Origin of the sequence: Embleya sp. NPDC005575, from assembly GCF_040605455.1 — a bacterium.
In the GTDB taxonomy this organism is placed as follows: domain Bacteria; phylum Actinomycetota; class Actinomycetes; order Streptomycetales; family Streptomycetaceae; genus Embleya.
Genome location: NZ_JBEXCV010000005.1, coordinates 67670 through 91509, shown reverse-complemented (window position 1 = coordinate 91509; position 23840 = coordinate 67670). Strand labels below are relative to the sequence as shown.

24 protein-coding genes and 1 pseudogene are annotated in these 23840 nt (G+C 71.0%); 17 read left to right on the top strand and 8 right to left on the bottom strand.

Annotated elements, in window-relative coordinates:
* Positions 1-3: 3 nt before the first annotated feature.
* The 3 genes from ABZS54_RS02895 (at position 4) to ABZS54_RS02885 (ending at position 4256) form a co-directional block, all read left to right on the top strand.
* The gene (locus ABZS54_RS02895; RefSeq protein ID WP_355530226.1) at positions 4-2136 is read left to right on the top strand and encodes a DUF4139 domain-containing protein; all 2133 of its coding nucleotides are present in this window, start codon (positions 4-6) and stop codon (positions 2134-2136) included.
* 14 nt (positions 2137-2150) lie between these two features.
* Positions 2151-3743 (top strand): mucoidy inhibitor MuiA family protein, encoded by a 1593-nt coding sequence (locus tag ABZS54_RS02890; RefSeq protein WP_355530342.1) that lies wholly within the window; start codon positions 2151-2153, stop codon positions 3741-3743.
* Positions 3744-3821: 78 nt separating this feature from the next.
* On the top strand, positions 3822-4256 hold the full coding sequence (locus ABZS54_RS02885) for a PLD nuclease N-terminal domain-containing protein (RefSeq protein WP_355530223.1): 435 nt from the start codon (positions 3822-3824) through the stop codon (positions 4254-4256).
* A 133-nt stretch (positions 4257-4389) separates the two neighbouring features.
* On the opposite strand, the gene ABZS54_RS02880 is transcribed toward ABZS54_RS02885, so the two are convergent.
* Positions 4390-5292 carry a helix-turn-helix domain-containing protein gene (locus tag ABZS54_RS02880; protein WP_355530220.1) on the bottom strand — a complete coding sequence of 301 codons (903 nt, stop codon included), beginning with the start codon at positions 5290-5292 and terminating at the stop codon, positions 4390-4392.
* Positions 5293-5387: 95 nt separating this feature from the next.
* On the opposite strand from ABZS54_RS02880, the gene ABZS54_RS02875 reads away from it, so the two are divergent.
* A complete protein-coding gene (locus ABZS54_RS02875) occupies positions 5388-7163 on the top strand; it encodes an amidohydrolase family protein (RefSeq protein WP_355530217.1) in 1776 nt (591 codons plus the stop codon).
* Positions 7164-7242: 79 nt separating this feature from the next.
* Here the strand turns inward: ABZS54_RS02875 and ABZS54_RS02870 are convergent, their stop codons facing one another.
* Positions 7243-8205: a hypothetical protein gene (locus tag ABZS54_RS02870; protein ID WP_355530214.1), complete on the bottom strand. Its 963-nt coding sequence runs from the start codon at positions 8203-8205 to the stop codon at positions 7243-7245.
* A gap of 80 nt (positions 8206-8285) precedes the next feature.
* Positions 8286-8903, bottom strand: coding sequence for a rhomboid family intramembrane serine protease (locus ABZS54_RS02865; RefSeq protein ID WP_355530211.1), 618 nt, complete (start codon positions 8901-8903; stop codon positions 8286-8288).
* Between the two features lie 53 nt (positions 8904-8956).
* Between ABZS54_RS02865 and ABZS54_RS02860 the strand changes: the two genes are divergently transcribed.
* Positions 8957-9619 carry a UbiX family flavin prenyltransferase gene (locus ABZS54_RS02860; protein WP_355530208.1) on the top strand — a complete coding sequence of 221 codons (663 nt, stop codon included), beginning with the start codon at positions 8957-8959 and terminating at the stop codon, positions 9617-9619.
* A gap of 159 nt (positions 9620-9778) precedes the next feature.
* On the opposite strand, the gene ABZS54_RS02855 is transcribed toward ABZS54_RS02860, so the two are convergent.
* Positions 9779-9913 (bottom strand): hypothetical protein, encoded by a 135-nt coding sequence (locus tag ABZS54_RS02855; RefSeq protein WP_355530357.1) that lies wholly within the window; start codon positions 9911-9913, stop codon positions 9779-9781.
* Positions 9914-10093: 180 nt separating this feature from the next.
* On the opposite strand from ABZS54_RS02855, the gene ABZS54_RS02850 reads away from it, so the two are divergent.
* From ABZS54_RS02850 to ABZS54_RS02820, 7 genes are all read left to right on the top strand, one after another.
* On the top strand, positions 10094-10552 hold the full coding sequence (locus ABZS54_RS02850; RefSeq protein ID WP_026219445.1) for an Lrp/AsnC family transcriptional regulator: 459 nt from the start codon (positions 10094-10096) through the stop codon (positions 10550-10552).
* 62 nt (positions 10553-10614) lie between these two features.
* The gene (locus ABZS54_RS02845; RefSeq protein ID WP_355530205.1) at positions 10615-11574 is read left to right on the top strand and encodes a threonine/serine dehydratase; all 960 of its coding nucleotides are present in this window, start codon (positions 10615-10617) and stop codon (positions 11572-11574) included.
* Positions 11575-11654: 80 nt separating this feature from the next.
* A complete protein-coding gene (gene mqnE, locus ABZS54_RS02840) occupies positions 11655-12818 on the top strand; it encodes an aminofutalosine synthase MqnE (RefSeq protein ID WP_355530202.1) in 1164 nt (387 codons plus the stop codon).
* Positions 12819-12861: 43 nt separating this feature from the next.
* Entirely contained in the window at positions 12862-13884 is a 1023-nt protein-coding gene (locus tag ABZS54_RS02835; protein WP_355530199.1) for an SUKH-4 family immunity protein, read from the top strand.
* Entirely contained in the window at positions 13877-14944 is a 1068-nt protein-coding gene (locus ABZS54_RS02830; protein ID WP_355530196.1) for an SUKH-4 family immunity protein, read from the top strand. The genes ABZS54_RS02835 and ABZS54_RS02830 overlap by 8 nt, the downstream gene beginning before the upstream one ends.
* A gap of 142 nt (positions 14945-15086) precedes the next feature.
* Entirely contained in the window at positions 15087-15392 is a 306-nt protein-coding gene (locus ABZS54_RS02825) for a DUF4229 domain-containing protein (protein ID WP_355530338.1), read from the top strand.
* 560 nt (positions 15393-15952) lie between these two features.
* A complete protein-coding gene (locus tag ABZS54_RS02820) occupies positions 15953-17284 on the top strand; it encodes a dicarboxylate/amino acid:cation symporter (RefSeq protein ID WP_355530193.1) in 1332 nt (443 codons plus the stop codon).
* A 64-nt stretch (positions 17285-17348) separates the two neighbouring features.
* Here the strand turns inward: ABZS54_RS02820 and ABZS54_RS02815 are convergent, their stop codons facing one another.
* Positions 17349-18395 carry a YafY family protein gene (locus ABZS54_RS02815; protein ID WP_355530190.1) on the bottom strand — a complete coding sequence of 349 codons (1047 nt, stop codon included), beginning with the start codon at positions 18393-18395 and terminating at the stop codon, positions 17349-17351.
* 73 nt (positions 18396-18468) lie between these two features.
* Here ABZS54_RS02815 and ABZS54_RS02810 point away from each other — a divergent pair, with 73 nt between their 5' ends.
* The 5 genes and pseudogenes from ABZS54_RS02810 (at position 18469) to ABZS54_RS02790 (ending at position 21813) form a co-directional block, all read left to right on the top strand.
* A complete protein-coding gene (locus tag ABZS54_RS02810) occupies positions 18469-20202 on the top strand; it encodes an MFS transporter (RefSeq protein WP_355530187.1) in 1734 nt (577 codons plus the stop codon).
* 115 nt (positions 20203-20317) lie between these two features.
* Positions 20318-20479: pseudogene (locus tag ABZS54_RS02805) on the top strand (DNA-binding response regulator); the annotation flags it as partial.
* Positions 20480-20569: 90 nt separating this feature from the next.
* The gene (locus ABZS54_RS02800) at positions 20570-20719 is read left to right on the top strand and encodes a hypothetical protein (RefSeq protein ID WP_355530184.1); all 150 of its coding nucleotides are present in this window, start codon (positions 20570-20572) and stop codon (positions 20717-20719) included.
* 44 nt (positions 20720-20763) lie between these two features.
* A complete protein-coding gene (locus ABZS54_RS02795) occupies positions 20764-21282 on the top strand; it encodes a GNAT family N-acetyltransferase (RefSeq protein ID WP_355530182.1) in 519 nt (172 codons plus the stop codon).
* 27 nt (positions 21283-21309) lie between these two features.
* Positions 21310-21813, top strand: coding sequence for a DUF4186 domain-containing protein (locus ABZS54_RS02790; protein ID WP_355530179.1), 504 nt, complete (start codon positions 21310-21312; stop codon positions 21811-21813).
* 41 nt (positions 21814-21854) lie between these two features.
* Here the strand turns inward: ABZS54_RS02790 and ABZS54_RS02785 are convergent, their stop codons facing one another.
* The 3 genes from ABZS54_RS02785 to ABZS54_RS02775 all read right to left on the bottom strand — a co-directional run bounded on the left by ABZS54_RS02785 (position 21855) and on the right by ABZS54_RS02775 (position 23824).
* The gene (locus ABZS54_RS02785) at positions 21855-22856 is read right to left on the bottom strand and encodes a fibronectin type III domain-containing protein (RefSeq protein ID WP_355530176.1); all 1002 of its coding nucleotides are present in this window, start codon (positions 22854-22856) and stop codon (positions 21855-21857) included.
* A 124-nt stretch (positions 22857-22980) separates the two neighbouring features.
* Positions 22981-23172 (bottom strand): hypothetical protein, encoded by a 192-nt coding sequence (locus ABZS54_RS02780; protein ID WP_355530173.1) that lies wholly within the window; start codon positions 23170-23172, stop codon positions 22981-22983.
* A 115-nt stretch (positions 23173-23287) separates the two neighbouring features.
* The gene (locus tag ABZS54_RS02775) at positions 23288-23824 is read right to left on the bottom strand and encodes a hypothetical protein (protein WP_355530170.1); all 537 of its coding nucleotides are present in this window, start codon (positions 23822-23824) and stop codon (positions 23288-23290) included.
* Between the last annotated feature and the right edge of the window lie 16 nt (positions 23825-23840).

The window sequence follows — 23840 nt, the reverse complement described above, 5'->3', positions numbered from 1 at the left end:
TACATGCTCACGGTCGCTTCGGAATTGCGTTCGGTGGTCGTTCATGCCGTGGGGGCGGTGTGTGTGCGAAATTGCGAGGTGGAACTGCCGGCGGGCCCCCCGGGGCCGGTCCGGGTGCGGGTGAGCGGGTTCCCGTTGACGGCGTACGGCGACTGGTTGCGCGCGCGGGTCGTCGCCGGCGGCACGGGTGTGCGGGTCACCGATGTCCGGCCCGTGGTCGACGTCGAGGTGGTCCGGGACGCGGACCTGCCGAGCGTGCTGCTCGACCTGGAGGCGGCCGAGTCCCGGGTGCGCGCCCTGTACGAGCGCAGCGCGCGGCTGGCCGCCGAGTTGGAGGAGGTCGCCGGGCTGGAGGCGATCATGCCCACCGTGCGCCGCGGTGAGCCGCCGCGCACCGCACCGGTGTCCGCACTCCTGGATCTGGCCGCGTTCGCCGACGAGCGGGCCGAGGCACTGTACGAGCGGATCGGCGCGTGTGACGACGAGCTGCGCGAGGCGATCCGCGACACCGAGCTGTACCGGGCCCGGCTGGGCGCCGCCTCCGGCGCGCAGCGCACCGAGCGGGCCCGGATGTCCGGCACCGTGGTCGTCACCCTGGAGCACTCCGGCGACGCGGGCGCGATCGGGCTGGACGTGGAGTACCACGTGCCCGGTGCGCGCTGGGCGCCGATGTACCAGCTGCGCCTGGACGAGGCGATGACCGGTGGCACGCTGGTCATGCGGGCCTGTGTCGCGCAACGCACCGGCGAGGACTGGACCGGCGTGCGGCTCGGTCTGTCGACCGCGGACCTGGCTCGCAGCACCGACCTGCCCGAGCTCAAGTCGCTGCGCCTGGGCCGCCGGCAGAGCGCGCCCGCGCACGCCGGCTGGCGGGAGCCACCGGCCGGACTCGCCGAGCTGTTCGCGGGCTACGACGTGGGGGTGGCCAAACGCCCGGCGGCGCGGCCGGCGTACGTGGGGGCCGCGGCCGGCGCGGGCGGGTTCGCCGAGCAGCGGGTGGCCTACCCGCCGGCGCCGCCCGCCGCCTTGAGAGACTCGATCGAGCCCGACGCGCCGCCCTTCATGCAGGCGTCATCACCCGCACCGGTGACCGCCTCCGCTCCGCCGACGCAGGTCGCCGGCGGCTTCGGCGCACCACCGCCCGCGCCGCGCCAGGCGGCCCCGATGATGCGCCGGGCCCGGAGCGCCGCAGCTGCTCCTGCCGTGCCCGGCGGCGCCATGGAACTCGCCGGCTACGGCGCACCGGCCGACGAGGACGCCATCGCGCCGAGCGCGAAACCCGCGCCGCCGCAGCAGCCCGAGCCGGCCGCCGACCTGCTGGACTACGCGGCGCTGGAGTTGCGCGGCGCGGACGACGCCGAGGCCCGGGGCCGGTTGCGGCCGGCGCCGTACGGTCCGGGTGGCACGGCGATGGAGTACCGCCGGCGTGCCGACGAGGTGGCCCGACTGGTGCTGCCCGAGCACGCGCTCGCGCCGCGTGACGCGGCCGGGTCCTACGACTACCGCTTCGACACCGCGGCGCCGGCCGAGGTGTTCGCCGACGGGGTGTGGCACACCATCCCGGTGTGCGAGATCGAGGTCGACCTCGACCCGGAGTTCGTCTGTGTGCCGGCGTTGGACGACGCGGTGTTCGGCACGGTCGTACTCGCAAACGCGTCGCCGCACGCGCTGCTCGCCGGTCCGGCGGACGTCTCGGTGGCCGGCGAGTTCCTGATGACCGTGCCGCTGCCGACGCTGGCGCCGGGCGCGCGCGAACGGGTGGGCGTGGGCGTCGTGGAGAGCGTGCAGGTCTCGCGGAACGCGCACATGCGCGAGTCGACGGCGGGGCTGCGCGGCGGTACCGCGGTGCTCGACCACCGGATCGAGATCGAGGCGGTCAACCACCTCGCCCGGCCGATTCGGCTGGACATCCTGGAACGGGTCCCGGTCACCGACGACAAGGACGTGAAGATCGAGGAGCACGCCGGCGCGCCGCGCTGGGTGGAGGACACCGAGCTGCGCGACGGGCGACACGTCCCGGGCGCGCGGGTGTGGCACGTCGAACTCGCCCCCGGCGAGCGCAAGAACCTGACCGGTGGCTACGAGATCCGGATCCCGGCAGCGAAGGCCGTGGTCGGCGGCAACAGGAGGGTCTGACGGTGACTCAGCCGATGCTGGAACAGAGCACTCCGGCCGAACCCAAGCCGGAGCCGCTGCCGATCACGGCGGTGACGTGTCTGGAGGACCGGGCCCAGGTGACCCGGTCCGGCCGGATCGAATTGAGCCGGGGCGTACAGCGCGTGCTGGTCGGCCCGGTGACCCCGCTCGCGGTGGACCGGTCGCTGCGCGCCGAGGTGGTCGCCGACGACGGCACCGCGACCGCGATCGACGCGCGTGTGGTGCGGGTGTACACGCCCAGGCCCGCGACGGGCCCCGGGCCGGACGCGTCCGAACTGCGCCGGCTCGTACACGAGTTGGGCGAGCGCGGCACCGTGCTGTCCCGGCGCGAGCGGCGCCTGCGCACCGGGCTGGCCCTGGTCGCCCAGGGCCGGGCCGAGCTGCGGCGCGACATCGCCGAGCAGACCGGCTTCGGCACGACCGAGCCCGAGCGCTGGGCCGCCGAGTCGGACCGGCTGTCGGCCGAGGCCGAGCAGCGGTACACCGAGCTGCACACCCTGGCCGACGAGCAGGCCACGCTCCGTACCCGGTTGCGCGACGCGCAGGCGGCGCTGAGCGTGGCCGAGCAGGAGCCGACCGAGCTGACCGCCGCCGTCGAGGTGGTGATCGAGGCCGAGCAGACCGGTTCTGCCGAACTGCGCGTGGTGCACCTGGTGCCGTGCGCGCTGTGGCGGCCCGCCTACCGCGCCGCACTGGCGCCGGATCGCCGGTCGATCGAGCTCGAATGCGACGCGGTGGTGTGGCAGCGCACCGGCGAGGACTGGTCCGGCGTGACGCTGTCCCTGTCCACCGCGCGCCCGACCCTGGCCGCGCGGCCGCCGAGCCTGGTCGAGGACCGGCTCACCCTGCGCGAGCGCACCCTGGTGGAGAAGAAGCAGGTCGAGGTGGACCTGCGCGAGGAGGACATCGCCGCGGTCGGCCGGGTCGCGGGCGGCTCTGCCGAGTTGCCCGGTGTGGACGACGGCGGCGAGGTCCGGGTGCTGGCCGCGCCGGCCCCGGTGCAGGTGCCCTCCGACGGCCGGCCGCATCGGGTCCGGTTGACCACGTTCACCGCGAAGTGCGAGCCGGAGGCGGCCTGTTCGCCCGAACTGTCACAGTATGTGAGTCAGGTCGTGCGGTTCGCCAACGACGCCGGACACGCGCTGCTCGCGGGCCCGGTGGAACTGGTCCGCGGCAGCGGGTACGCCGGGCGCGGGCAACTCGACTTCGCCGCGCCGGGCGAAGAGGTCCGGCTGCCGTTCGGTAGCGAGGACGACTTCCGGGTGGTGCGCGAGGTCACCGAGTCGCGCACGACGGCCTCGCTCACCGGGCGCACGGTGCTCACCCGTACGGTGACCGTCTTCCTCTCGCACGTCGCCGCGCCGGGGGCCGAGTCGCCCGGCACGGTCGTGCTGCGCGAGCGGGTGCCGGTATCCGAGGTGTCGGCGGTCGAGGTCAAGGTCCGCCGCGACCTGTCGGAACCGGCGCCGGACGCGGTCGACGACCACGGAATCGTGCGTTACGACGTGCGATTGACCGCGGGCGAGCGGCGGCGGATCACGCTGGTGTACGAACTGCACGCATCGGGCAAGGTCACCGGACTGTGAGCGATCCGGTGTTCATGGAGCCGACCGTCTACGCTGGATGGGCGAAGACCACGTACTGCCTGTCGAGGAGTCCATCACATGCTCAGGGTCCTGATGATTCTGGTGCCCTTGGCGCTGGACATCTACGCGTTCATCGACTGCCTCACCACGGACGAGCGCAAGGTTAGAGGGCTGCCCAAGCTGGCCTGGGTCTTCCTCATTCTGCTGTTCCCCCTCTTCGGCGCGATCGGCTGGTTGATCGCCGGGCGGGAGAAGAGTTCGCAGGTCGCCGGCGGCGGTGGCGCCTTCGGGTTCGGCGGTCGCGGTCAGGGCCGGCAGCTCGCTCCGGACGACAATCCGGAGTTCCTGGCCTCCCTGTCCAAGGATGACCGCAAGCCGAGCGACGTTCCCACGTCGGGCAACGACGAGGACGAGATGCTCAAGCGCTGGGAAGAGGACCTCAAGCACCGCGAGGACGACCTGCGCAGCCCCGATCAGGACAACCCGGAGGGGCGCGCGAAGGACAAGGACTGAGCCGGGCTTTCGGGTCGGGCTTCGGCCGCACAGCCGGCCGGGTCGCATTCCGCGACCCGGCCGGCTTTCGTATGCGCGGACCGGTTTCCGTGTGCCCGGCGTCCGGTCGCTCGGGCTGCTCGGCGTCCGGCGCTCAGATCGCCGCCGCCACCTCCGCCGCCGCCTCGGCGAGCAGCCGGCCGGTCTTCTCCAGCGTCCGGCCGTCGGTTCGCGGTGCGAAGCCACGCAGGCTCAGGATCAGCACCAGGTCGCCGTCGCGATCGTGCACCGGGGCGCTGATCGCGCCCACCCGATAGTCCCGGTCCGATTCCAACTCGTCGATCTGTCCGCCGTCGGAGCCACCGATCTCGGCCGCGATCTCCTCCAGCAGCGTGCGCAGCCGGGCCGCCGACGCGCCCGCGCCCAGCGTGTCCAGTCCCTCCAAGTGCTCGTCCAACTCGCCGAGAGTCTCGCCCAGTCGGGTCTCCACGTCGGTGACCAGCTCGATCGCGAAGCCCCGGCGCCGCGCGTTGTCGATCGCGCGCGCCATCCGGCCGCGCGCGGCCGGTTCGTGCGCCTCGTCGAGCCAGCGGCGGACCGTCTGCTCGTCTGCCCAGGGCACGTAGCCGATGCCCAGCGGCGGGGTGATCGGTGCCTGCGCGCCGACGCGTAGCCGATGCAGTTCGGGCCCCGGCGCGCGGACCACCTCGGCGATCGCGACGTGGTGCTCGCCGGGCGTCATCGCGAAGCAGGACAGCCCGGTGTCGTCGCGCAACCGGGCCATGATCGGGCGCGCGACGTCGAGCACGCCGAGCCCGCGCGCGGCCGCTCGGCCGACCGCCACCAGCGCCGGGCCGAGTCGGTAGGTGCGCCGGGTGGGATGGCGGATCAACCAACCCAGCGAGGTCAGGCTCGCCAGCATCGGATGGCACGTGGCGGGGGTCACCGCGAGATGCCGGGCGATCTCGGACAAGGTCAGCCCCTCCGCCGGCCGTTCGGCGATCGCGTCGATCAGGGAGACGAGTCGGTCGGTCTGCGGTGACGGTCGTGGGGCCATGGTCGCCACCCTACTGGATCTTTTTGCATAGTGCGCATATTGACTCGCACAATGCGCAGCCGTACGGTCTGCCCCACGTTACCGGGGAGGCTCATATGTACGACCTCAAGATCACCAACGCCACGATCGTGGACGGCACCGGCGCGGATCGGTTCGTCGGCGACATCGGGGTCCGGGACGGCCTGATCGTCGCGGTGCGCCGGCACGACGGCCCGGACCCGGCGCTGGAGGGCGACGCCGCCGAGACGATCGACGCGGCGGGTCGCCTGGTCACGCCGGGCTTCGTGGACATCCACACCCACTACGACGGTCAGGCCACCTGGGACGAGGTACTCGACCCGTCCACGTCGCACGGCGTGACCACGGTGGTCTCCGGAAACTGCGGGGTCGGCTTCGCTCCGGTCCGGCCGGGCCGGGAGGACTGGCTGATCCGGTTGATGGAGGGCGTCGAGGACATCCCCGGAACGGCCCTGGCCGAGGGCATGACGTGGGGTTGGGAGACCTTCCCGGAGTACCTGGACGTGCTGGAGCGGCGCACCTTCGCCGTCGACATCGGCGTCCAGGTCGCCCACGGCGCGGTTCGGGCCTATGCGATGGGCGACCGCGGCGCGCGCAACGAACCGGCCACGGCCGAGGACATCGAGGCGATGGCGGTGATCGTCAAGGAGGCGATCGAGGCCGGCGCGCTGGGCTTCTCCACGTCGCGCACCGTCGCTCACAAGGCGATGGGCGGCGAGCCGGTGCCCGGCACCTTCGCCACGGAGGACGAACTCTTCGGCCTGGGCCGGGCGATGGCCGCGGGCGGGCGGGCCGTGTTCGAACTGGCCCCGACCGGCTCGTCCGGCGAGGACATCGTCAAGCCCGCCTCCGAGGTGGCCTGGATGCGCCGACTGGCCGCCGAGATCGGCATGCCGGTGTCGTTCGCGCTGCTCCAGGTCAACGCCGCGCCCGAGCTGTGGCGCGAACTGATGGCCGAGTCGCAGGCCGCGAACGAGGCGGGCGCGCAACTGCATCCGCAGATCGCCGGGCGCCCGTTCGGCATGCTGACCGGGTTCGGCACCCGCAACGCGTTCAGCAAACGACCGACGTTCCGGGCGATCGACGACCGGCGTGTGGCGGGCGAACTGGACGACGCGGCGTTCGCCGCCGAGTTGGCCCGGCCCGAGGTCAAGGCGGCGATCCTGGCCGAGGCGGACCTGCCCAGCGACCCGAACATCCCGGGCGACTCGGTCAACCTGGCGATGCAGTTCATGCTGGACCGGATGTACCCGATGGACGCGGTCCCGGACTACGAGCCGATGCCGGACCGCACGGTGACCGCCATCGCGCGGGCACGCGGCGAGGAGCCGCTGTCGACGCTGTACGACCTGCAACTGGCGGACGACGCGCGGACCACGCTGATGGTCCCGATGTTCAACTACTCGGACGGCGACCACGAGGCGATCCGGGAGATGCTCACCCACCCGGCGAGCGTGTTCGGCCTGGCCGATGGCGGCGCGCACTGTTCGATGATCTGCGACGCCTCGCAGCCGACCTTCCTGCTCACCCACTGGGCCCGGGACCGCACCCGCGGCGAGCGCCTGCCGCTGGAGTTTCTGGTCCGCAAGCAGACGATGGACACGGCCGCGCTCTACGGCCTGTCCGACCGCGGCGTGGTGGCCGAGGGCAAGCGCGCCGACCTCAACGTGATCGACCCGGACGCCCTCACGCTGCACCGCCCGAGGATGGTCCACGACCTCCCGGCCGGCGGCGGCCGCATGCTCCAGGCGGCAACGGGCTATGTGGCCACGATCGTGGCGGGCCAGGTGACGAGGCGGGACGGAGCGGACACGGGCGCGCGGCCGGGGAGGTTGGTGCGGGGCGCGCGCTGAGGGGGCGGCGGCCGGCCCTCGGCCGGCCGACCGAGGTGTCGGGCGTCCCGGGGGTTCGCGTCGAACGCGAAACGCCCACTCAGGCCGTCTTGTCCTCCCCGAACAGACCCTCCAAGCCGCCGCCGCCGAAGGACTTCAGGAGACCGTTGAGGTCGACCGTGTCGCCGGGGGCCGGGGCCTTGGGGGAGACGCCGCCGGGGAGCTTGGAGTACTTGAGGTCGAGGGTGATCTCGTTGGTGCCGTCGCTCTTGTCGTCGGCGGTGACCCGGATCGGGAAGGGCTTGCCGTTGGCCGCGACGTAGATCGTGGCGGTCGTGCCGTCCTCGTCCTTGGAGATCAGCGGGATCACCTTGGTCCCGTTGATCTCCGTGGTCGGGCCCTTGGTCATCTGCGGCTTGTCGGTCGAGTCCGTGGAGTCACCCGAGTCAAGATCCGAATCCGAGCCCGAACCGAACAGCCCCTCCAGCGACGGCTTGCCGCCCTTGAGCAGGTCTTGGCCGAGCTTGCCGGTCTCCGCGCCGCCGAACTTGATGTACTTGCCCTCGACGAGCTTGGCGCCCTCGGCGAACATCTTGGTGAACTGCTCGCCCAGCGCCTTGTCCTCGGCCGACTCGGGCACGCCGGACGAGGACGCCGCCTCGGCCCGCTTGCCCAGATCCAGGACGGTCTGGACGGTGCCGGGCGCGATCTTGACGTACATGGTCTTGTCGACCGCGATCAGGTCCAGGGCCTTGTCCTGGAGGGTGATCCTGCCCTCGGCCTGCTCGGCGGTGCCGATCCGGATGTCCACGCCGAGCGGGAGGTCGTAGATCTTTCCGGTGCCCTCGATGTGCAGGTTGGTGAGTTCCTTGAAGCCGGTCTCGGCCTGCTTGGACAGCGCTTCGACGGTCAGCGCCTCGTTCGAGGGGCCCTTGCGGTCGAGCGCGTCGCCACCGGCGGCCGCGGGCTTGAACGGGTCGCCCGAAGAGGACTCGCCGCAGCCGGCGGCGAGCAGGGCCAACGGTACGGTCAGGGCCGCGGCGGATATCCGGAGCGAACGCACAGGAGAACTCCCGGTCGAAGAACAGACGAAGGCACGCGAAGGGATGCCTACCCGCATCGTATGCAGCGATGTCCACCGCGCTACCCGATGGGCAGGTCCGTGGGCGAGAGGTGTGACACATCGTGTCGACGGTCGCGTCGACGGCGGAAGGCCAGCGCCGCCGATACGCCGCCGATCAACCCGAACAGATGACCCTGCCAGGACACCCCCTCCGCGAGCGGGGTGACCCCCATCGCGAACGAGCTTCCGTACAGGCCCAATATGGCGAAGCCGATCAGTACGTCCAGCACCCGGCGGTCGGCGAAGCCGCGCACGATCAGGTAGCCGAACAGCCCGAAGACCAGGATGCTCGCGCCCGCCGTGTTCGATCCGGCCGGCGCGGTCAGCCACACGCCGAGACCGCCGATCACGGTGATCGTGAGCAACACGGCGAGGAAACGGGCGATTCCGCGCAGCGCGGCCAGGAAGCCGAGCAGCATCAGCGGGAAGGTGTTGGCGACGATGTGACCGGTGCCGAAGTGCAGGAAGGGCGCGCTGAGGATGTCCGGCAGTTCGTTCGCCCGTCGGGGCGTCACGCCGTGGGTGAGCAGCGAGTCGTCGGTCGTGTAGTTGATCAGCTGGACGGCCCAGACCGCGCCGATCAGCACCGCGGTGACCAGGGCCGCGTCGCGGACTCCCGACACGGATATGCGGGACATGCACACCCCTCCCCTGCGGTAGGCAGTACCGCTACGAAGCCACAATAGGAGGCATGGACGAGGAGCGGGACAGTACGGGACGACGCCCGTGGATAGTCGGCGTATCGGGAGCTTCGGGCACGCCCTACGCCGCGGCGGTGCTGCGCGGGCTGCTCGACGCGGGCGAGCAGGTGGACCTGGTGGTCAGTCGGGCCGCCCGGTTGACCCTGCTCGACGAGACCGGCATCGCCTTCCGCGACGCGCACTGGCGCGACGACCTCGCCGCGTGGACGAAGCTCGACGCCGGCGCGCTGGACCGGGTCCGCTACTGGGCGGCCGGCGATCTGGGCGCGGGACCCGCGAGCGGGTCGTATCCGGCCAAGGGCATGGTCGTGGTGCCGGCCAGCACGGCGTCGGTCGCGGGCATCGCGATCGGCCTGTCCAAGGACCTGCTCCAGCGCACCGCCGACGTCACCCTCAAGGAGCGCCGCCCGCTCGTGCTGGTGCCGCGCGAGACCCCGCTCACCGGCACCACGCTGCGCCACCTGGTCCGGCTCGACGACGCCGGCGCGGTGATCCTGCCGGCGTCCCCGGCCTTCTACGCGGGCGCCCAGGACGTGCAGCGCCTGGTCGACTTCGTCGCGGGCAAGGCGCTGGACGTGCTCGGCGTCGCACACACCCTCTACCGACGCTGGGACGGCGAACTGGGCGGCGCCCGACGCGAGGCGGGCGGGTGAGGCGAGCCGAAGACCGCCGGTCACCGCGGCCTCGCCCGGCCGATCGTGCCCACCCGGTCGACGGTCACGCCCGCCCGGACGCCCGCGCCCGTCCGGACAGACCAAAAAGGCCCCCGTGGTGACGGGAGCCTTGGCGGTCTTGCCGGATCTGCCGGGCGATCAGCGCCCGGACTTGCGGCGGCCGACCAGACGCTTCACACGCTTGAGCGTGTTCGACGGCTGGGTGGCACGTGAGCGTTCCGCCATGGCATGCAGTTCCTGCATGTGTGCGCGGGCCATCTCCAGGGTGTACACGGTGTTGTCTCCCCACGAGTCGTCATCGGAGGCTTGTAGCTCCCGATGCCTTTGATTCTAAGGGTTAGAATCAGAATCGTCCAATGAATTACAGGCCTTACGCGGGTTTGCACCTTCGTCATGTCGCAGACCCCTGGTGGCCCCCCGGTGGACACCATCGATTACCTGGAGGAAACGGACATGGATGCCGTCGACCGCAAGCTGATCCAGGCGCTGCGCGGCAACGGGCGGGCCTCGTACGCCGAATTGGGCCGACTCGTCGGCCTGTCCGGTCCGAGCGTCACCGATCGCATCAACCGGCTCGAACAGGCCGGCGTGATCACCGGCTACCGGGCCTCCGTCGACCCGGTCTCGCTCGGTCTGGGCGTGACCGCGCTGATCGGGATCCAGCTCTCCGACGCGGCCGACCACGACGACGTCAGCCGCCGGCTGCGCGACCTCGACGAGATCGAGGACTGCTGGTTCATCGCCGGCGACGACTCGTTCATGCTCAAGGTCCGGGTCTCGGACATGGAGGGCCTGGAGAACGTGGTCCGGCGCCTGTCCGGTACCCGCGGCGTGGCCCGCACCCGCACCACCGTGGTGCTCTCGACCAAATGGGAGTACCGCGCGGCCGAACTGCCCGAACCCACCGAGTAGCCGCACCGGCCGGATCCGAAAGGGTTTGCCGGTCCGCCCGTACCCCCTCGTAGGGTGCAGACATGACGAACCTGGTGACTCTCGAAGACCTAGAGGCCGCGGGGAAGCGGATCGCGGGCACAGCGGTACGCACCCCGCTGCTGCCGTCCCTGCACGGTGACGCCGACCGGCCGCTGTGGTTCAAGCCGGAGAACCTCCAGCCGATCGGCGCGTTCAAGATCCGCGGCGCGTACAACGCGATCGCGGCCATGACCGACGCCGAGCGCTCGCGCGGGGTCGTCGCCCACTCCAGCGGCAACCACGCGCAGGCGGTGGCCTACGCGTCCCGCCTGTTCGGTGCCAATGCGGTGATCGTGATGCCGGACACCACGCCGCAGGTCAAGATCGAGGCCACCCGCGCGCTCGGCGCCGAGGTGGTCATCGTCACGCCGGACCGGCGCGACACCGCGGCCGGCGAACTGGCCGCCGAGCACGGCTACGCGTTCGTGCCGCCCTACGACGACGCGCGGATCATCGCCGGCCAGGGCACCATCGGCCTGGAGATCGTCGAGGATTTGCCCACCGCGGACACCGTGCTGGTCCCGGTCAGCGGCGGCGGCCTGATCTCCGGCATCGCCGCCGCGGTCAAGCTGAGCAGCCCACATACCAAGGTGATCGGGGTCGAGCCGGAACTGGCCGCCGACGCGGTCGAGTCCTTCCGTACCGGCGTGCGCGCCACATGGTCCACCGCCGACACCTACCGCACGATCGCCGACGGACTGCGCACCACCTCGGTGGGCGTGCTGCCGTTCGCCCACATTCAGGCATACGTGGACGACATCGTCACGGTGACCGAGGAGCAGATCCGCGAGGCGATGCGTTTTCTGGCCCGGCGCGCCCGCCTGGTCGCCGAACCCGCCGGCGCGGTGGCCACCGCGGCCTACCTCTTCCGCAAGGACGCGCTGCCCGCCGGCCGCGAGCACGTGGCCGTGGTCAGCGGCGGCAACGCCGACCCGGCGCTGTACGCCGAGGTGATGGCCTGAGCGAGCGCGCCGCATGCCGGGCGTAACCTCGTACCAGCCGTGCAGCGGCAATCGTGAAGACCTAGAGGGAGTGCCGAGACATGGACGCGGGCCTGCGCAGGGAGATCGAGGACAAGGTTTTCGCCGGGGAGCGCCTCAGCCGTGAGGACGGCATCGCCCTCTACGCGAGCGACGACCTGGCGTGGCTCGGCGGGCTCGCGCACCACGTGCGGACGGTGAAGAACGGCGACAAGGTCCACTTCAACGTCAACCGTCACCTCAACATGACGAACGTGTGCAACGCGTCGTGTGCCTACTGCTCGTTCCAGCGCAAGCCGGGCGAGAAGGACGCGTACACGATGCGGATCGAGGAGGCCGTACGGCTCGCGAAGGAGATGGAGCCGGACGGGATCACCGAACTGCACATCGTCAACGGCCTGCACCCGACCCTCCCGTGGCGCTACTACCCGCGGTCGCTCAGCGCGCTCAAGGAGGTGCTGCCGAACGTCGGGCTCAAGGCGTTCACCGCGACCGAGATCCACTGGTTCGAGAAGATCTCCGGCTTGTCCGCCTCGGACATCCTCGACGAGCTGATGGACGCGGGCCTGGAGTCGCTCACCGGTGGCGGCGCGGAGATCTTCGACTGGGAGGTCCGGCAGCACATCGTCGACCACGACACGCACTGGGAGGACTGGTCGCGGATCCACCGCCTCGCGCACTCCAAGGGCCTCAAGACCCCGTGCACGATGCTCTACGGCCACATCGAGGAGCCCCGGCACCGGGTCGACCACGTCATCCGGCTGCGTGAACTCCAGGACGAGACCGGCGGTTTCCAGGTCTTCATTCCACTGCGCTACCAGCACGACTTCCACGACAGCAAGGACGGCATCGTCCGCAACCGGCTCCAGGCCCGGACCAACATGGCCACCGGCGCCGAGGCGCTCAAGGTGTTCGCGGTCTCCCGGCTGATGTTCGACAACGTTCCGCACGTGAAGTGCTTCTGGGTCATGCACGGCCTGGCCACCGCGCAACTCGCGCTCAACCACGGCGCGGACGACCTGGACGGCTCGGTCGTGGAGTACAAGATCACGCACGACGCGGACGACTTCGGCACGCCGAACAAGATGACCCGCGACGACCTGCTCGAACTCATCCGGGACGCGGGCTTTCGTCCGGTCGAGCGCAACACCCGCTACGAGACGCTGCGCGAGTACGAGGGCCCGGACCCGGCCCGGCGCGACACGCCGCAGCCGATGAAGCTGTGACCACCGGCGTGGTCGAAGTCGATCGGTAACGGGGGAGTGCCGAATGGGGGCCGTCACGCGCGATGAGGTCGTCGCCTTCCTGCGGGAGGCGGAATCGTCGGCCGAGGCGGCCCTGCTGCGCCTGTACCCCGAGCCGCGCGAGCGACCCGACGGGATGCTCGCGCTCGGCGAGTTCGCGTGGTTCGCGCCCCGGGTGATCGTGCTCGAACCGGCCACCGGACGGGTCTACTCGGAACTCGCCGACCGCACACTGCTCGCCGGCGGGCTGGACACGTTCGGCCGACTGCTGCGCGAGGTCGAGTCGTTGCGGACCGGGACCGGCACCGGGATCGGGACCGGCGGCCGGTGCGATCCCGTCGAGGCGTCGCGCGCGGCCTTGGCCCGAGTGCGCGGATACGAGCCGAGGGTTTTGGACTCGGACCCGGACGTGTGCGCCTTCTGGCGGGCCGCACTGCTGGTGTGGCCGCTGCTGCACGCGGTCGAACCCGGCCGGGACGGGCTGTGCCTGGAGTTCACCCACGAGGCTTTGGCTGCGGATTCGGGTGCGGAGCGGGTGGCGCGGATTCCCGAGGGGAACATCCCCGAGGTGCTCCGTTCCCATGCTCCTTCGCTGCGCTTCCTGCGTGATGTCGGGCTGATCGACGCCCTTCCGCTGGTGTTGGACGAGGATCGTCCGCTGTGGGTCGCGACGTCGGAGGAGTTCGAGGACGAGCCGTACCCGGACGCGCCGGACGTGTGGCGCCCGGTGCGGCTCGGCGCGCTGCCCCTGATCGAGGCCGACCTGGTCGTGGACGGCCTCACCGGCCGGGTGTACGCCCACTACCCGGACGAGCCGGCAGAGCGGTGCCCGGTCAACACCGACCTGTCCACGCTCGCCTTCGCGCAGTGGATGGTGGCGCGGGTGCGGGTCTGGGACCGCGAGTTCGCGATCACCGACGACTACGACGGCCTGGCCACGATCATGACCGCCGTGCTCGGCACCGTGGATCCGCTCGCGGTCCGCGGTCCGGCCGCGTACTGGCCGAACATGTTCGACGACGAGCCGGGAGGTCTGCTGTATGCCTGACGCGTTGCGGATCGCGATCACCGCGCAGGACGCCGAGGAGTGGTTCGGCGAGGTGGTCCGGCACGACCTGCCCGGGATCGGGCACGAGCCCACCCGGCGCTTCCTGGCCGAGGTGGGTCTGCCGCGCGAGGCCGCCTTGATCCGGTTCGATCCGGGCGGCGTCCGGGACGGGCTGATCGTGCTCGGCACGTACGGCTCGCCGCGCACCTCGGCCCGGGCGGTGCTGCTCGACGGCGCGACCGGTCGGGTCTTCGGCGAGGAGCGATTCGGTGACCCCGTGCCGATCTCGATGGACGTGTCCACCCTGGTGCGCAACGCCGGCCTGGTGGAGGCGATCCGTACCGGCCGCGGCCCGGTGCGCACCGGCGAGGACCTGATCGATCTGCTCGGCGAGACCGAACCCGAGCTGGACCCGGGGCACTCGTTCTGGCACACGTCCTTCGCGCTGTGGCAACTGCGCCGGGCGGCGGTGCCGGGGGAGGGCCTGGCGGTGCGGATCACCCCCGCGATGCTCGACCTGGTGTACGAGAACGAGTTCTCCGGCTACCGCGAACGGCAGTTGCCCGCCGCGATCACGCACGAGCCGACCCGGCGCTTCCTGCTCGACATCGGGCTGATCGACGCGTGGGCGTACCTGGACATGCGCAGCGACGGCAAGCCGCTGCCGACCCTGGCCGAGTTGATCGCCGAGCGCCGGGCGGACTGGGACGACGAGCCGGAGCCGCCGGCGGACGCGGAGCACCTGGTCGTGCTCGGCTATGTCAGCGAGGACGGCGACCTGCTCGTGGACGGCCGTACCGGTGTGGTCCGGCGCTGGTACACCGGTGGCGACGAGCCGGAAATGGACACGCTCAACACCGACCTGGCCACGCTCGCCTTCACCATGTGGGTGATCGGACGGATGCACCGACAGGGCGAGCGGTTCGGAATCGGCATTCACGACGTGTGGGAGTCGATCGTGGTCGAGCTGCTGTCCTCGGTCGATCCGCTCGCGTGGGCCGAGCCGGGCAGCTATTGGGAGAACATGATCCTGGATGGGATCCACGGGCTCGGCCCGTGATCCGGCTCGGGACGGGACCGGCCGGCCTTCGGGGCGGGGCCCGTCTCCGCCATCCGAATACGGGATGCTTGACTGGAGGGGACGGCTCGACTCGCGTCCGCCGCCACTCGTACAGCTCTGGCCAGGGAAACCGAAGGTGACCATGTCGAATCCCGCGCTGCGTTACTCGCTCTACCGGCTCGGCATCTTCGCCGCGCTGTTCGCCGTGGTCATGGTCGGGTTCGGGTTCTTCGACCTGAACGGCCGCGGGAACGTCTTCATCGCGATCGCCATCGCGGCGGCGGGGTCGGCGGTGATCAGCTACCGGTTCCTGAACGCGGAGCGGGACGCGATGTCCGAGGCGCTGTACGAGCGGTTGCAGCGGGCGAAGCAGCGGATCGCCGAGGACAATCGCGCGGAGGACGAGGCGGTGGCCCCGGTCACCCGGATCGCCAAGGAAGCCTCCTGAGCCGCTGGGCTTCGTAGGGCTCGTAGGCTTCGAGGGTCTCGCGGTCTCGTAGGTCCGGCGGGTCTCGCGGATCTCTGGATCTCTGGATCTCTGGATCTCGTGGGTGTCGCGGGTCTCGTGGGTTTCGGCGGCCGCACGGGCGCCGGGGAAGAAGCGCCTTAAGCGAGGTGTGGCCGGCGGTGTCCGTCGGTGTCCGTTCCGTAATTCTTTGCGTTTATCGGTTTGGTGTGGCTATTCTCGCTCCCATGATTGGTGCAGGCGACACGCAGATGACGCACGCGGCGGTGGGTTTCCCGCTCGTGTCCCGTCGTCACGTCGACCTGGGCCGTTGCGCCACCGCGCTGTGTTGCGGCTGATCGCCGCCGTGCCCCTGCCGGGCTGACGCCTTCACGCTCGTCGCCCCGACCGCCCGCACGTCGGCCATCTGCGGCCGTTCTGCGCGAAGTATCGCTTCTTCGTAGTTCTCCCTGCGGGCACTCGTGTGCCTATTGATGCGCAGGTCGGCGGCCGCTCCGTACCGCCACCCCCGTCCCCCACGGTGCCCGTTCAGGAGCCCTGCCTTGTCTGCTGTCGATTCACTCAAGTCCCTGAAGAGAACTCCCTTCTGGGCCCAGATAGCCGCCGGCCTCGTGCTCGGTGTGGTCCTCGGCTTCATCGCCAAGGAGTACAGCGTCTCGTGGCTGACCGAGACGCTCGACCAGATCGGCACGATCTTCGTCCAGCTGCTCAAGCTGGCCGTACCGCCGCTGGTGTTCACCGCGATCCTGGTCAGCGTCGTCAACCTGCGCAACGTCAACAACGCCGCGCGGCTGGCCGCGCGCACCCTGCTGTGGTTCCTGATCACGTCGCTGATCGCGGTCGCGATCGGTCTCACCATCGGTCTGGTCACCAACCCGGGTGACGGCTTCAAGCTGCCGGCCGACCCGGGCAAGGCGCCGAAGACCAACGGCGACTGGCTCGACTTCCTCACCGGCATCATCCCGACGAACATCGTCACCGCGTTCTCCGAGGTCAAGGTCCTGCAGATCGTCTTCCTGGCGGTCGTGCTCGGCTCCGCGATCCTGTCGGTCGGCGCCAAGGCCGAACCGCTGGTCAAGGGCGCCGAACTGGTCCTGGAGATCATCCAGAAGGCGCTGTGGTGGGTGATCAAGCTGTCCCCGCTGGGCACGCTGGGTCTGATCGGCACCTCGGTCGCCACCTACGGCTGGGACCTGATCAAGCCGCTGGGCACGTTCACCGCCGACATCTACATCGGTTGCGCGCTGGTGATGTTCGTGGTCTACCCGCTGCTGCTCGCGCTGGTCGGCAAGGTCAACCCGCTGAACTACTTCAAGGGCGCGTGGCCGGCCATCCAGCTCGCGTTCGTCTCGCGCTCCTCGGTCGGCACCATGCCGGTCACCCAGAAGGTCACCGAGCGCCTCGGCGTCCCGAAGGACTACGCCTCGTTCGCGGTGCCGTTCGGCGCCACCACGAAGATGGACGGTTGCGCCGCGATCTACCCGGCGATCGCCGCGATCTTCGTGGCCGAGGTCTACGGCGTGAACCTGGGCATCAAGGAATACCTGCTGATCGCGTTCGTCTCGGTGATCGGCTCGGCGGCCACCGCCGGTCTCACCGGCGCGATCATCATGCTGACCCTCACGCTCAGCACGGTGAACCTGCCGCTCGCGGGCGTGGCGCTGCTGCTGGCGATCGACCCGATCCTGGACATGATCCGCACCGCCACGAACGTGGCCGGGCAAGTTGTGGTGCCGATCCTGGTCTCCGCCCGGGAGAAGACGCTGGACCTGGAGATGTACAACAACCCGCGTGATCTGGAAGCCCCGGACGAACCGGCCACGCCGAGCGTCCCGCTCCAGAAGACGTCGGAGCGCGAACCGGTCTCGGTCTGACGCTCCCACTCGACCGGCGCCCCCGATCCCCTCGTGCCGAAGGGGTCGGGGGCGCTGTCGTGTCTCAGCGCGCGGGGCCGACGGCGGCGGCTTCGTCGCCCGTGCGCCCGGCGGTCCCGGTGGACCCGGGGCGGGCGGTGTCGGCCGCGTCGGTGCTCGGTGTCGCGCCCGCGTACCGGTGGGCCAACCGGCGGATGTAGGCGACCAGTTCGGGCGGGTCCTCGACCTCGAAGTCGGCGTCCAGCAGGCTGATGTAGACGGCCAGGTTCTCGATGCTGGACGCACCGGTCTCGAATACGCAGGTGTCGTCGTCGACCACCGCGAACGAGCCGAAGGCCGGCGGTACCCGATCGGCCACCGAGGCGATCGGCGCGCGCACCAGCACCCGGGCCCGGACCTGTCCGCGCACGCTCTCCACGCCCTGGTTCACGAAGGCCGCCACGTCGCCGTCGGCGGGCAGTTCGCGCGGCGTGAAGCGGGGGCCGTGCGGTGGGCGCGGGGTGATCCGGTCCATCCGGAAGGTGCGCCAGTCCTCGCGCTTGATGTCCCACGCGACCAAGTACCAGCGGCCCATCCGGTGCACGAGCCGATAGGGCTCGACCACCCGTGAGGTCTCCTTGCCCTCGTGCGAGCTGTACCCGAAGCGCAGTTGCTCGTGGTCGCGGCAGGCGCCGGCCAGTACGGTCATCACATCCATGTCCACGGCCGGACCGGTCGAGCGGACCGGGACGGTGTACTTCTGCAGCGCCTTGACCCGGCGGTGCAGCCGGGACGGCAGCACCTGGTCGAGCTTGGTGAGCGCGCGCAGCATCGCCTCGTCCATGCCGTCCACGACGCTGCCGGCGGCGATCCGCAGGCCGACCACCACGCTGACCGCCTCCTCGTCGTCCAGCAGCAGCGGCGGAAGCGCCTTGCCCGCGCCGAGTCGATAGCCGCCGACCACGCCGCGCCGCGCGTGCACCGGGTAGCCCAGGCTGCGCAGCCGCTCGATGTCGTAGCGGACCGTGCGCCCGCTCACGCCGAGTCGTTCGGCGAGTTCGGGGCCGGTCCAGTCGGGCCGCGTCTGCATGAGCGAGAGCATGCGCAAAAGTCGCGCTGAGGTTTCCAGCATGAGCCGAAGTCTGCCGGCTCGGGTCGCTCGAACAGGAACGATTCTTGCCTGATTTACATTTAGATTCGAAGACGTGGAAAACAGCGGCGAGAAGACCCTCGCAACCCCGATCTCCCAGTCCTCCGTAGGCCCCAAGCAGCGCTGGCTCGGACTTCTGGCGGTGCTGGCCGCCACCTTGATGAACCTGCTCGACTCCAGCGTGGTGGGCGTCGCGGCGCCCGCGATCCGCCGGGATCTGGGAGGCAGTTACGCCAGTCTCCAGTGGATCGCGGCCGGTTACACGCTCGCGCTCGCGGTGGGCCTGCTCACCGGCGCGCGGCTCGGCGACATGTACGGCCGCAAGTTCATGCTGATGGTCGGCGTGGTCGGCTTCGTGGTGCTCTCGGTGGCCTGCGCGGTCGCCTGGTCGCCGGAGACGCTGATCGTCGCGCGGGTGCTCCAGGGGTTGCTGGGCGCGCTGATGATCCCGCAGACGTTCGGCCTGATCCGGGACCTGTTCCCGCCGGCCGAGATCGGCAAGGCGTTCGCGGTGTTCGGCCCGGCGATCGGGTTGTCCACGGTGCTGGGGCCGATCGTCGCGGGTGTGCTCGTGGACGGTGACCTGTTCGGCACCGGGTGGCGGATGATCTTCCTGATCAACGTTCCGCTGGGCGCGTTCGCGCTGCTGATCGGCTGGCGGATGTTGCCGAAGGCGCCGCCGAGCGAGGCCGGTGGCCGGCTCGACGTGCTGGGCATGGTGCTCGCTGGCGTCGGTACCTTCATGCTCGTGCACCCGCTCGTCCAGGGACGCGAACTGGGCTGGCCGGTCTGGTCGTTGGTCGAGTGCGCGGCGTCGCTGCCGGTGTTGGCCGGCTTCGCGGTGTACCAGCTGCGGCGCGAGGCGGCGGGACGGGTGCCGCTGATCAAGCTCGGCGTGTTCCGACGCCGGTCGTACGCCTCGGGCGTCGGCTTCGTGATGGTGTTCTTCGGCGCGATCGTCGGGATCTCGATGGCGATCGGCCTGTTCCTCCAGCTCGGCCTGGGCTACAGCCCGACCCGGGCGAGCCTGACGATGGGCGCGTGGGCGCTCGGCGCGTTCGTCGGGTCCGGCTTGAGCGGCGTGGTGATGGGCAAGCTGGGCCGGCGCATCCTGCACATCGGGTTGAGCGTGATGGCGGCGGGCATCGCCTGGATGTACCTGGTCTTCGCGGACGCCGGGGTGGGCGTCGGCACCGGCGACCTGCTCGCTCCGCTGGCGCTGTTCGGGCTCGGCATGGGGATGATCTTCGTACCGGTCTTCGACATCATCATGGGCGAGGTCGAGGACCACGAGGTCGGCTCGGCGTCCGGGGCGCTCGAATCCCTCCAGCAGCTCGGCGCCTCGCTGGGCATCGCGATCCTGGGCACGGTGTTCTTCGGGGTGATCGGCGCGCAGGCCACCCACAACTTCGACGTGAACGCGGCACCGAGGCTGCGCACCGAGCTGACCGCGGCGGGCGTTCCGGCGAATACGCAGGACGCTATCGTGGCCGGGCTGCGGGCGTGCGTGGACGCCCGGGAGAACGCCACCGACCCGGACCGGCTCCCGGCGAGCTGCACGAGCATCCCGGTCACCCCGGCCTCCGCCGCGGCGGTCGCGAAGGCGGGCGCCGACACGCACACCCGCTCCTCGGTCGACGCGGTCAAGCGCACGACGCTGCTGGCCCTCGGGCTGACGGCGGTGGCCTTCGCCCTGGGCTTCCTGCTGCCGAAGCGGGCCCGGGAGAACCAGTTCACCGAGACATCGGCCTCGCCCGCGTCGGAGCAGCGCGAACCGGCCCTGGTCTAACCATCGAGCCCGAACGCCACTCGGCGCGGATCCCCTTCCCGGGTTCCGCGCCGAGTGGCGTTTCGGCAGTGTGGTGGCACTGGATTCACCCTCGTTCGGGAAGTGCTCGGACTGTGCGGAGGGCCGATCCAACGCCGGCATCGCGGCGCAACCGGTGATCGGCGAGAGTGCGGTCGCCATGCACATCAACAACATCCTGGCCAAGCCGGCCCTGCCTCTCGCCGACGGCGACCACCGGCGGGTGCTCGCGGTATTGCGATTTCTGGAGCGAGGCTGAGGGCGGGCGTCCGGTCCGGGTACACCACGTCTCCGAGCCCCGAACTGTTCCGAGCCCCACACCCTGCGTGCCGAGCCCCGAGCCTCGCTCGTGTCCGAGGCCCCGCCGCGCAACGAATACTCGCCGACCCCGCTCGGCGAAAGCCTCATCGACACCCACCGGGCCGTCCGGGACCGGGCCGGGGAGGCACACGTCGCCGAGATCCTCGACAACCGCGAAACCTACGACCGCGCCCACTGACCGCCCCCGTCCGGGCTTCGAGGGACGCGCGCGAGAATGGTTGTATGACAACGCCCGTCCGGCTTTCCGCGATCGATCTCGTCACGTACACCCCCGGTCTGGCCGCGCTGCTCGTGGACGCGGTCGAGGACGGGGCCGGGGTCGGATTCCTCGCGCCGTTGCCGATCGACGCGGCCGCCGAGTGGTGGGCCGCCCAGGGGACCGAGATACGCAGCAATCGCAGCGTGGTGTGGGTGACCTCGGACCACCAAGGCGTCACCGGGACCATCCAGCTCCGATTCGCCGGCATGCCGGACAGCCGGCATCGCGCCTCGGTGTCCCGGCTGCTGGTCCACCGACGCGCCCGAGGCAACGGACTCGCCCGCGAACTCCTGTCCACGGCAGAGCAGTTCGCAGCGTCGGCGGGCCGCAGCCTGCTCACCCTGGACACTCGGACCGGCAGCGGCGCGGAGCACTTGTACAAGAGCGCCGGCTGGATCGAGTCGGGCGCCATCCCGGCCTATGCCGCGGACCCGTCGGGCGTACTGCGATCCAGCACGCTCTTCCACAAGTACCTGGGCTGAGCCGGACGGGTTACCGTTGGAGGCGATATGACAACCAAGACCTCCAAGGGCGCCAGGCCCGAGCCGCTCGACGCCCGCCTGGACGCGATCGGCAAGCTCCCGTCCCGCGCCAAGTTCCACCTGCCCGGCCGGGAGCGCACGGTCGCCCTGACGCTGGGCGAATCCGGCGTGCGCTGGTACGCGTACGACCTGGTCGCGCGGCGCCTGGGTCCCGCGAAGCCCAGCAAGGACGGCCGACAGACCCCGTACCGCGGCCATCCGGTGTTCGTCGCCCAGCACGCCACCGGCACGTGCTGCCGAGGCTGCCTCGAAGAACTGCACGCCATCCCCAAGGGCCGGCCGCTGGACAAGGCCGAGCTCAACTACGTCGTCAACGTCATCTGCCTGTGGCTGACCCGCGAGATCGGCCCGGTCGCCAAGCCGAGCGGTCGCGCGGCGCGCGCCCCGCGCTCGGCGATGCCGACCGTCCCGGAGAACCCGACCGGCTCCACCAGGTCCGCCCGCGCGACCCGCGCCTCGCGCTCGCGCTGACGCTCCCCCGGCCGCCCGGGCCGGCTCTCGGGACCCGGTCCTCAGGAGCCGCCCGGCCCGGTCGGTGCCGTCGTGGTCGTCGCCGGGTCCGAAGCCGACGGCGCGTTCGTCAGGGTCAGGTCGGCGGAGAAGGCGCCCCACTTGCCGTCCGGCAACCGGCCGCGGATCTTCAGCACATGTCCGCCCACCGGCCGGTCACCCAGCGGAAGGCTGTACTGCGCCGTCCCGGGCGGCGGTGCCACGCCCCACATCACCGTGGTCAGGAACTTCCCGTCCAGGTACACCTCGTAGCTCGCGACCGTCCCGTCGACATCCGGTGGCGTCCAACTCAGGTCCACGTACGTGCCGTCCACCGCGATCCGAGACACCGCCCGCAGCCCGGTCGGCGCGGTGTCGCGACCGTCCCCGGCGCCCTGCTCGGTGACCACGGTCACCGCGTTGCTCTCCGGTGACTTGTTGTCCGCCGCGTCGCGAGCGGTGACGGTGAAGCTGTACTCGGTGCCCGGTCGCAGGCCGGTGACCACCGCCGTGGTCAGATCCCCGGCGACGCTGTGCACCCGCACGCCGGCCTGCCAGATGTCGTACGCGCTCACCCCCACGTCGTCCGTGGCGGCCTCCCAGGCCAGCGTCGCGCCGCCGGCCCCCCGGGCCTGCCCGCGCACGTCGCGCGGGGCGGTCGGCGGCACCCGTTCGCCCCGGGCCACGGACAACGTCGTGGCCGGCACCGACGCGCTCGCCGGCGACACGTTCCCGGCCCGGTCCCGCGCCCGTACGGAGAACGCGTACGCGGTTTCCGGAGTCAGCCCGCCGACATCCACCATGTGCCGCCCGCCGATCACGTCCAGCACTTTCGCGTCCCCGCGATACACCTCGAACACCGCGACGTCCGGATCGGCGCGCCACATCACGTGCACCGACACCGAACTCGACGCGAGCGCACTGACCTCACCGGGCACCGCCGGCGCCGTGGTGTCCCGCGCGTCCTTGGAACATCCCGCCACCACAAGCGCAACGGCCAACCCCGACAAGCCGATCCAAGCCATCCGTCGCGCCACGATGCCTCTCTCCACCGAGAGTAATTGGTCTAGACATATATGGCACAGCACCCGGCCCACGACAAGACGGGGACCATCACGACCCACACTCGGGGACGACGGCGAACGCCGGTCAGGCCGCCGTATGCGGCGCCAAGCGGACCATCGACTCGACATCCGGCGCCTTGGCCAGGCGCTTTGGAACCTGGATGGTGGGGCTGCGCCCGAGCTCGAACGCGATCCGAGCCGCCTCGTAGGCCTCCTCCGCACCGGCCTCCGTCATCCGCCGTGAGCGGATCTGCTGCCGGTCACTGCGCCCGGTCATGCTCCACCCCCCACCGTCGTCGGCTGTATGAGCCTGGTCGATGCATCGTCGCAGCGCGCTCCTGGCGCGCTCGACCTCGCACACCGACCGTGTCTCGCCGGCGCGGCCTTCGGGGCTACTTGCTCAGTGTGTTGGCCCCCACGATGAACAGGCCGAGCAGCATGTCCACCCCGCCGACCCGGCAGGCCGCGGCCCAGCTCCGGCCGGCCACCCGGGCCGCGGACAGGCCCCAGCCGAACAGGGTCGCCGTATTCAGGAGCAGCACCACCTCGATCGCGGGCTCCTCGCCCCACCATCTCGCGTGCGCGCCGAGCAGCGCCGCCACCGTCGGCAGTACCGCCGCGACCAGGGGCCACTCGGTCAGTACGGACCGCGCGGTGCTCGCGGCGACCGTCGTGGGGTCGGCGGTGCGGTGTGCGATGGCATGCGCGTAGCCGTGCGCCGCGGCCGACGCCAGCGCCGCGAGCAGTACCCACAGCGCGTCGTAGCCGGGATTGGATACCCCGCCGTCCTGTGCCAGGGCAGCGGCCATCGCGCTGGCCAGCACCGTTCCGTACACGCCACCGAACAACAGCCGCTGCACGGGCTCGGCCCGCCGGTTGGGCGCACTCGATTCACTGGAGCCGCTGAAGCGGCTGGAGCCGCCGAACAAGATCCCACCTCCGCAA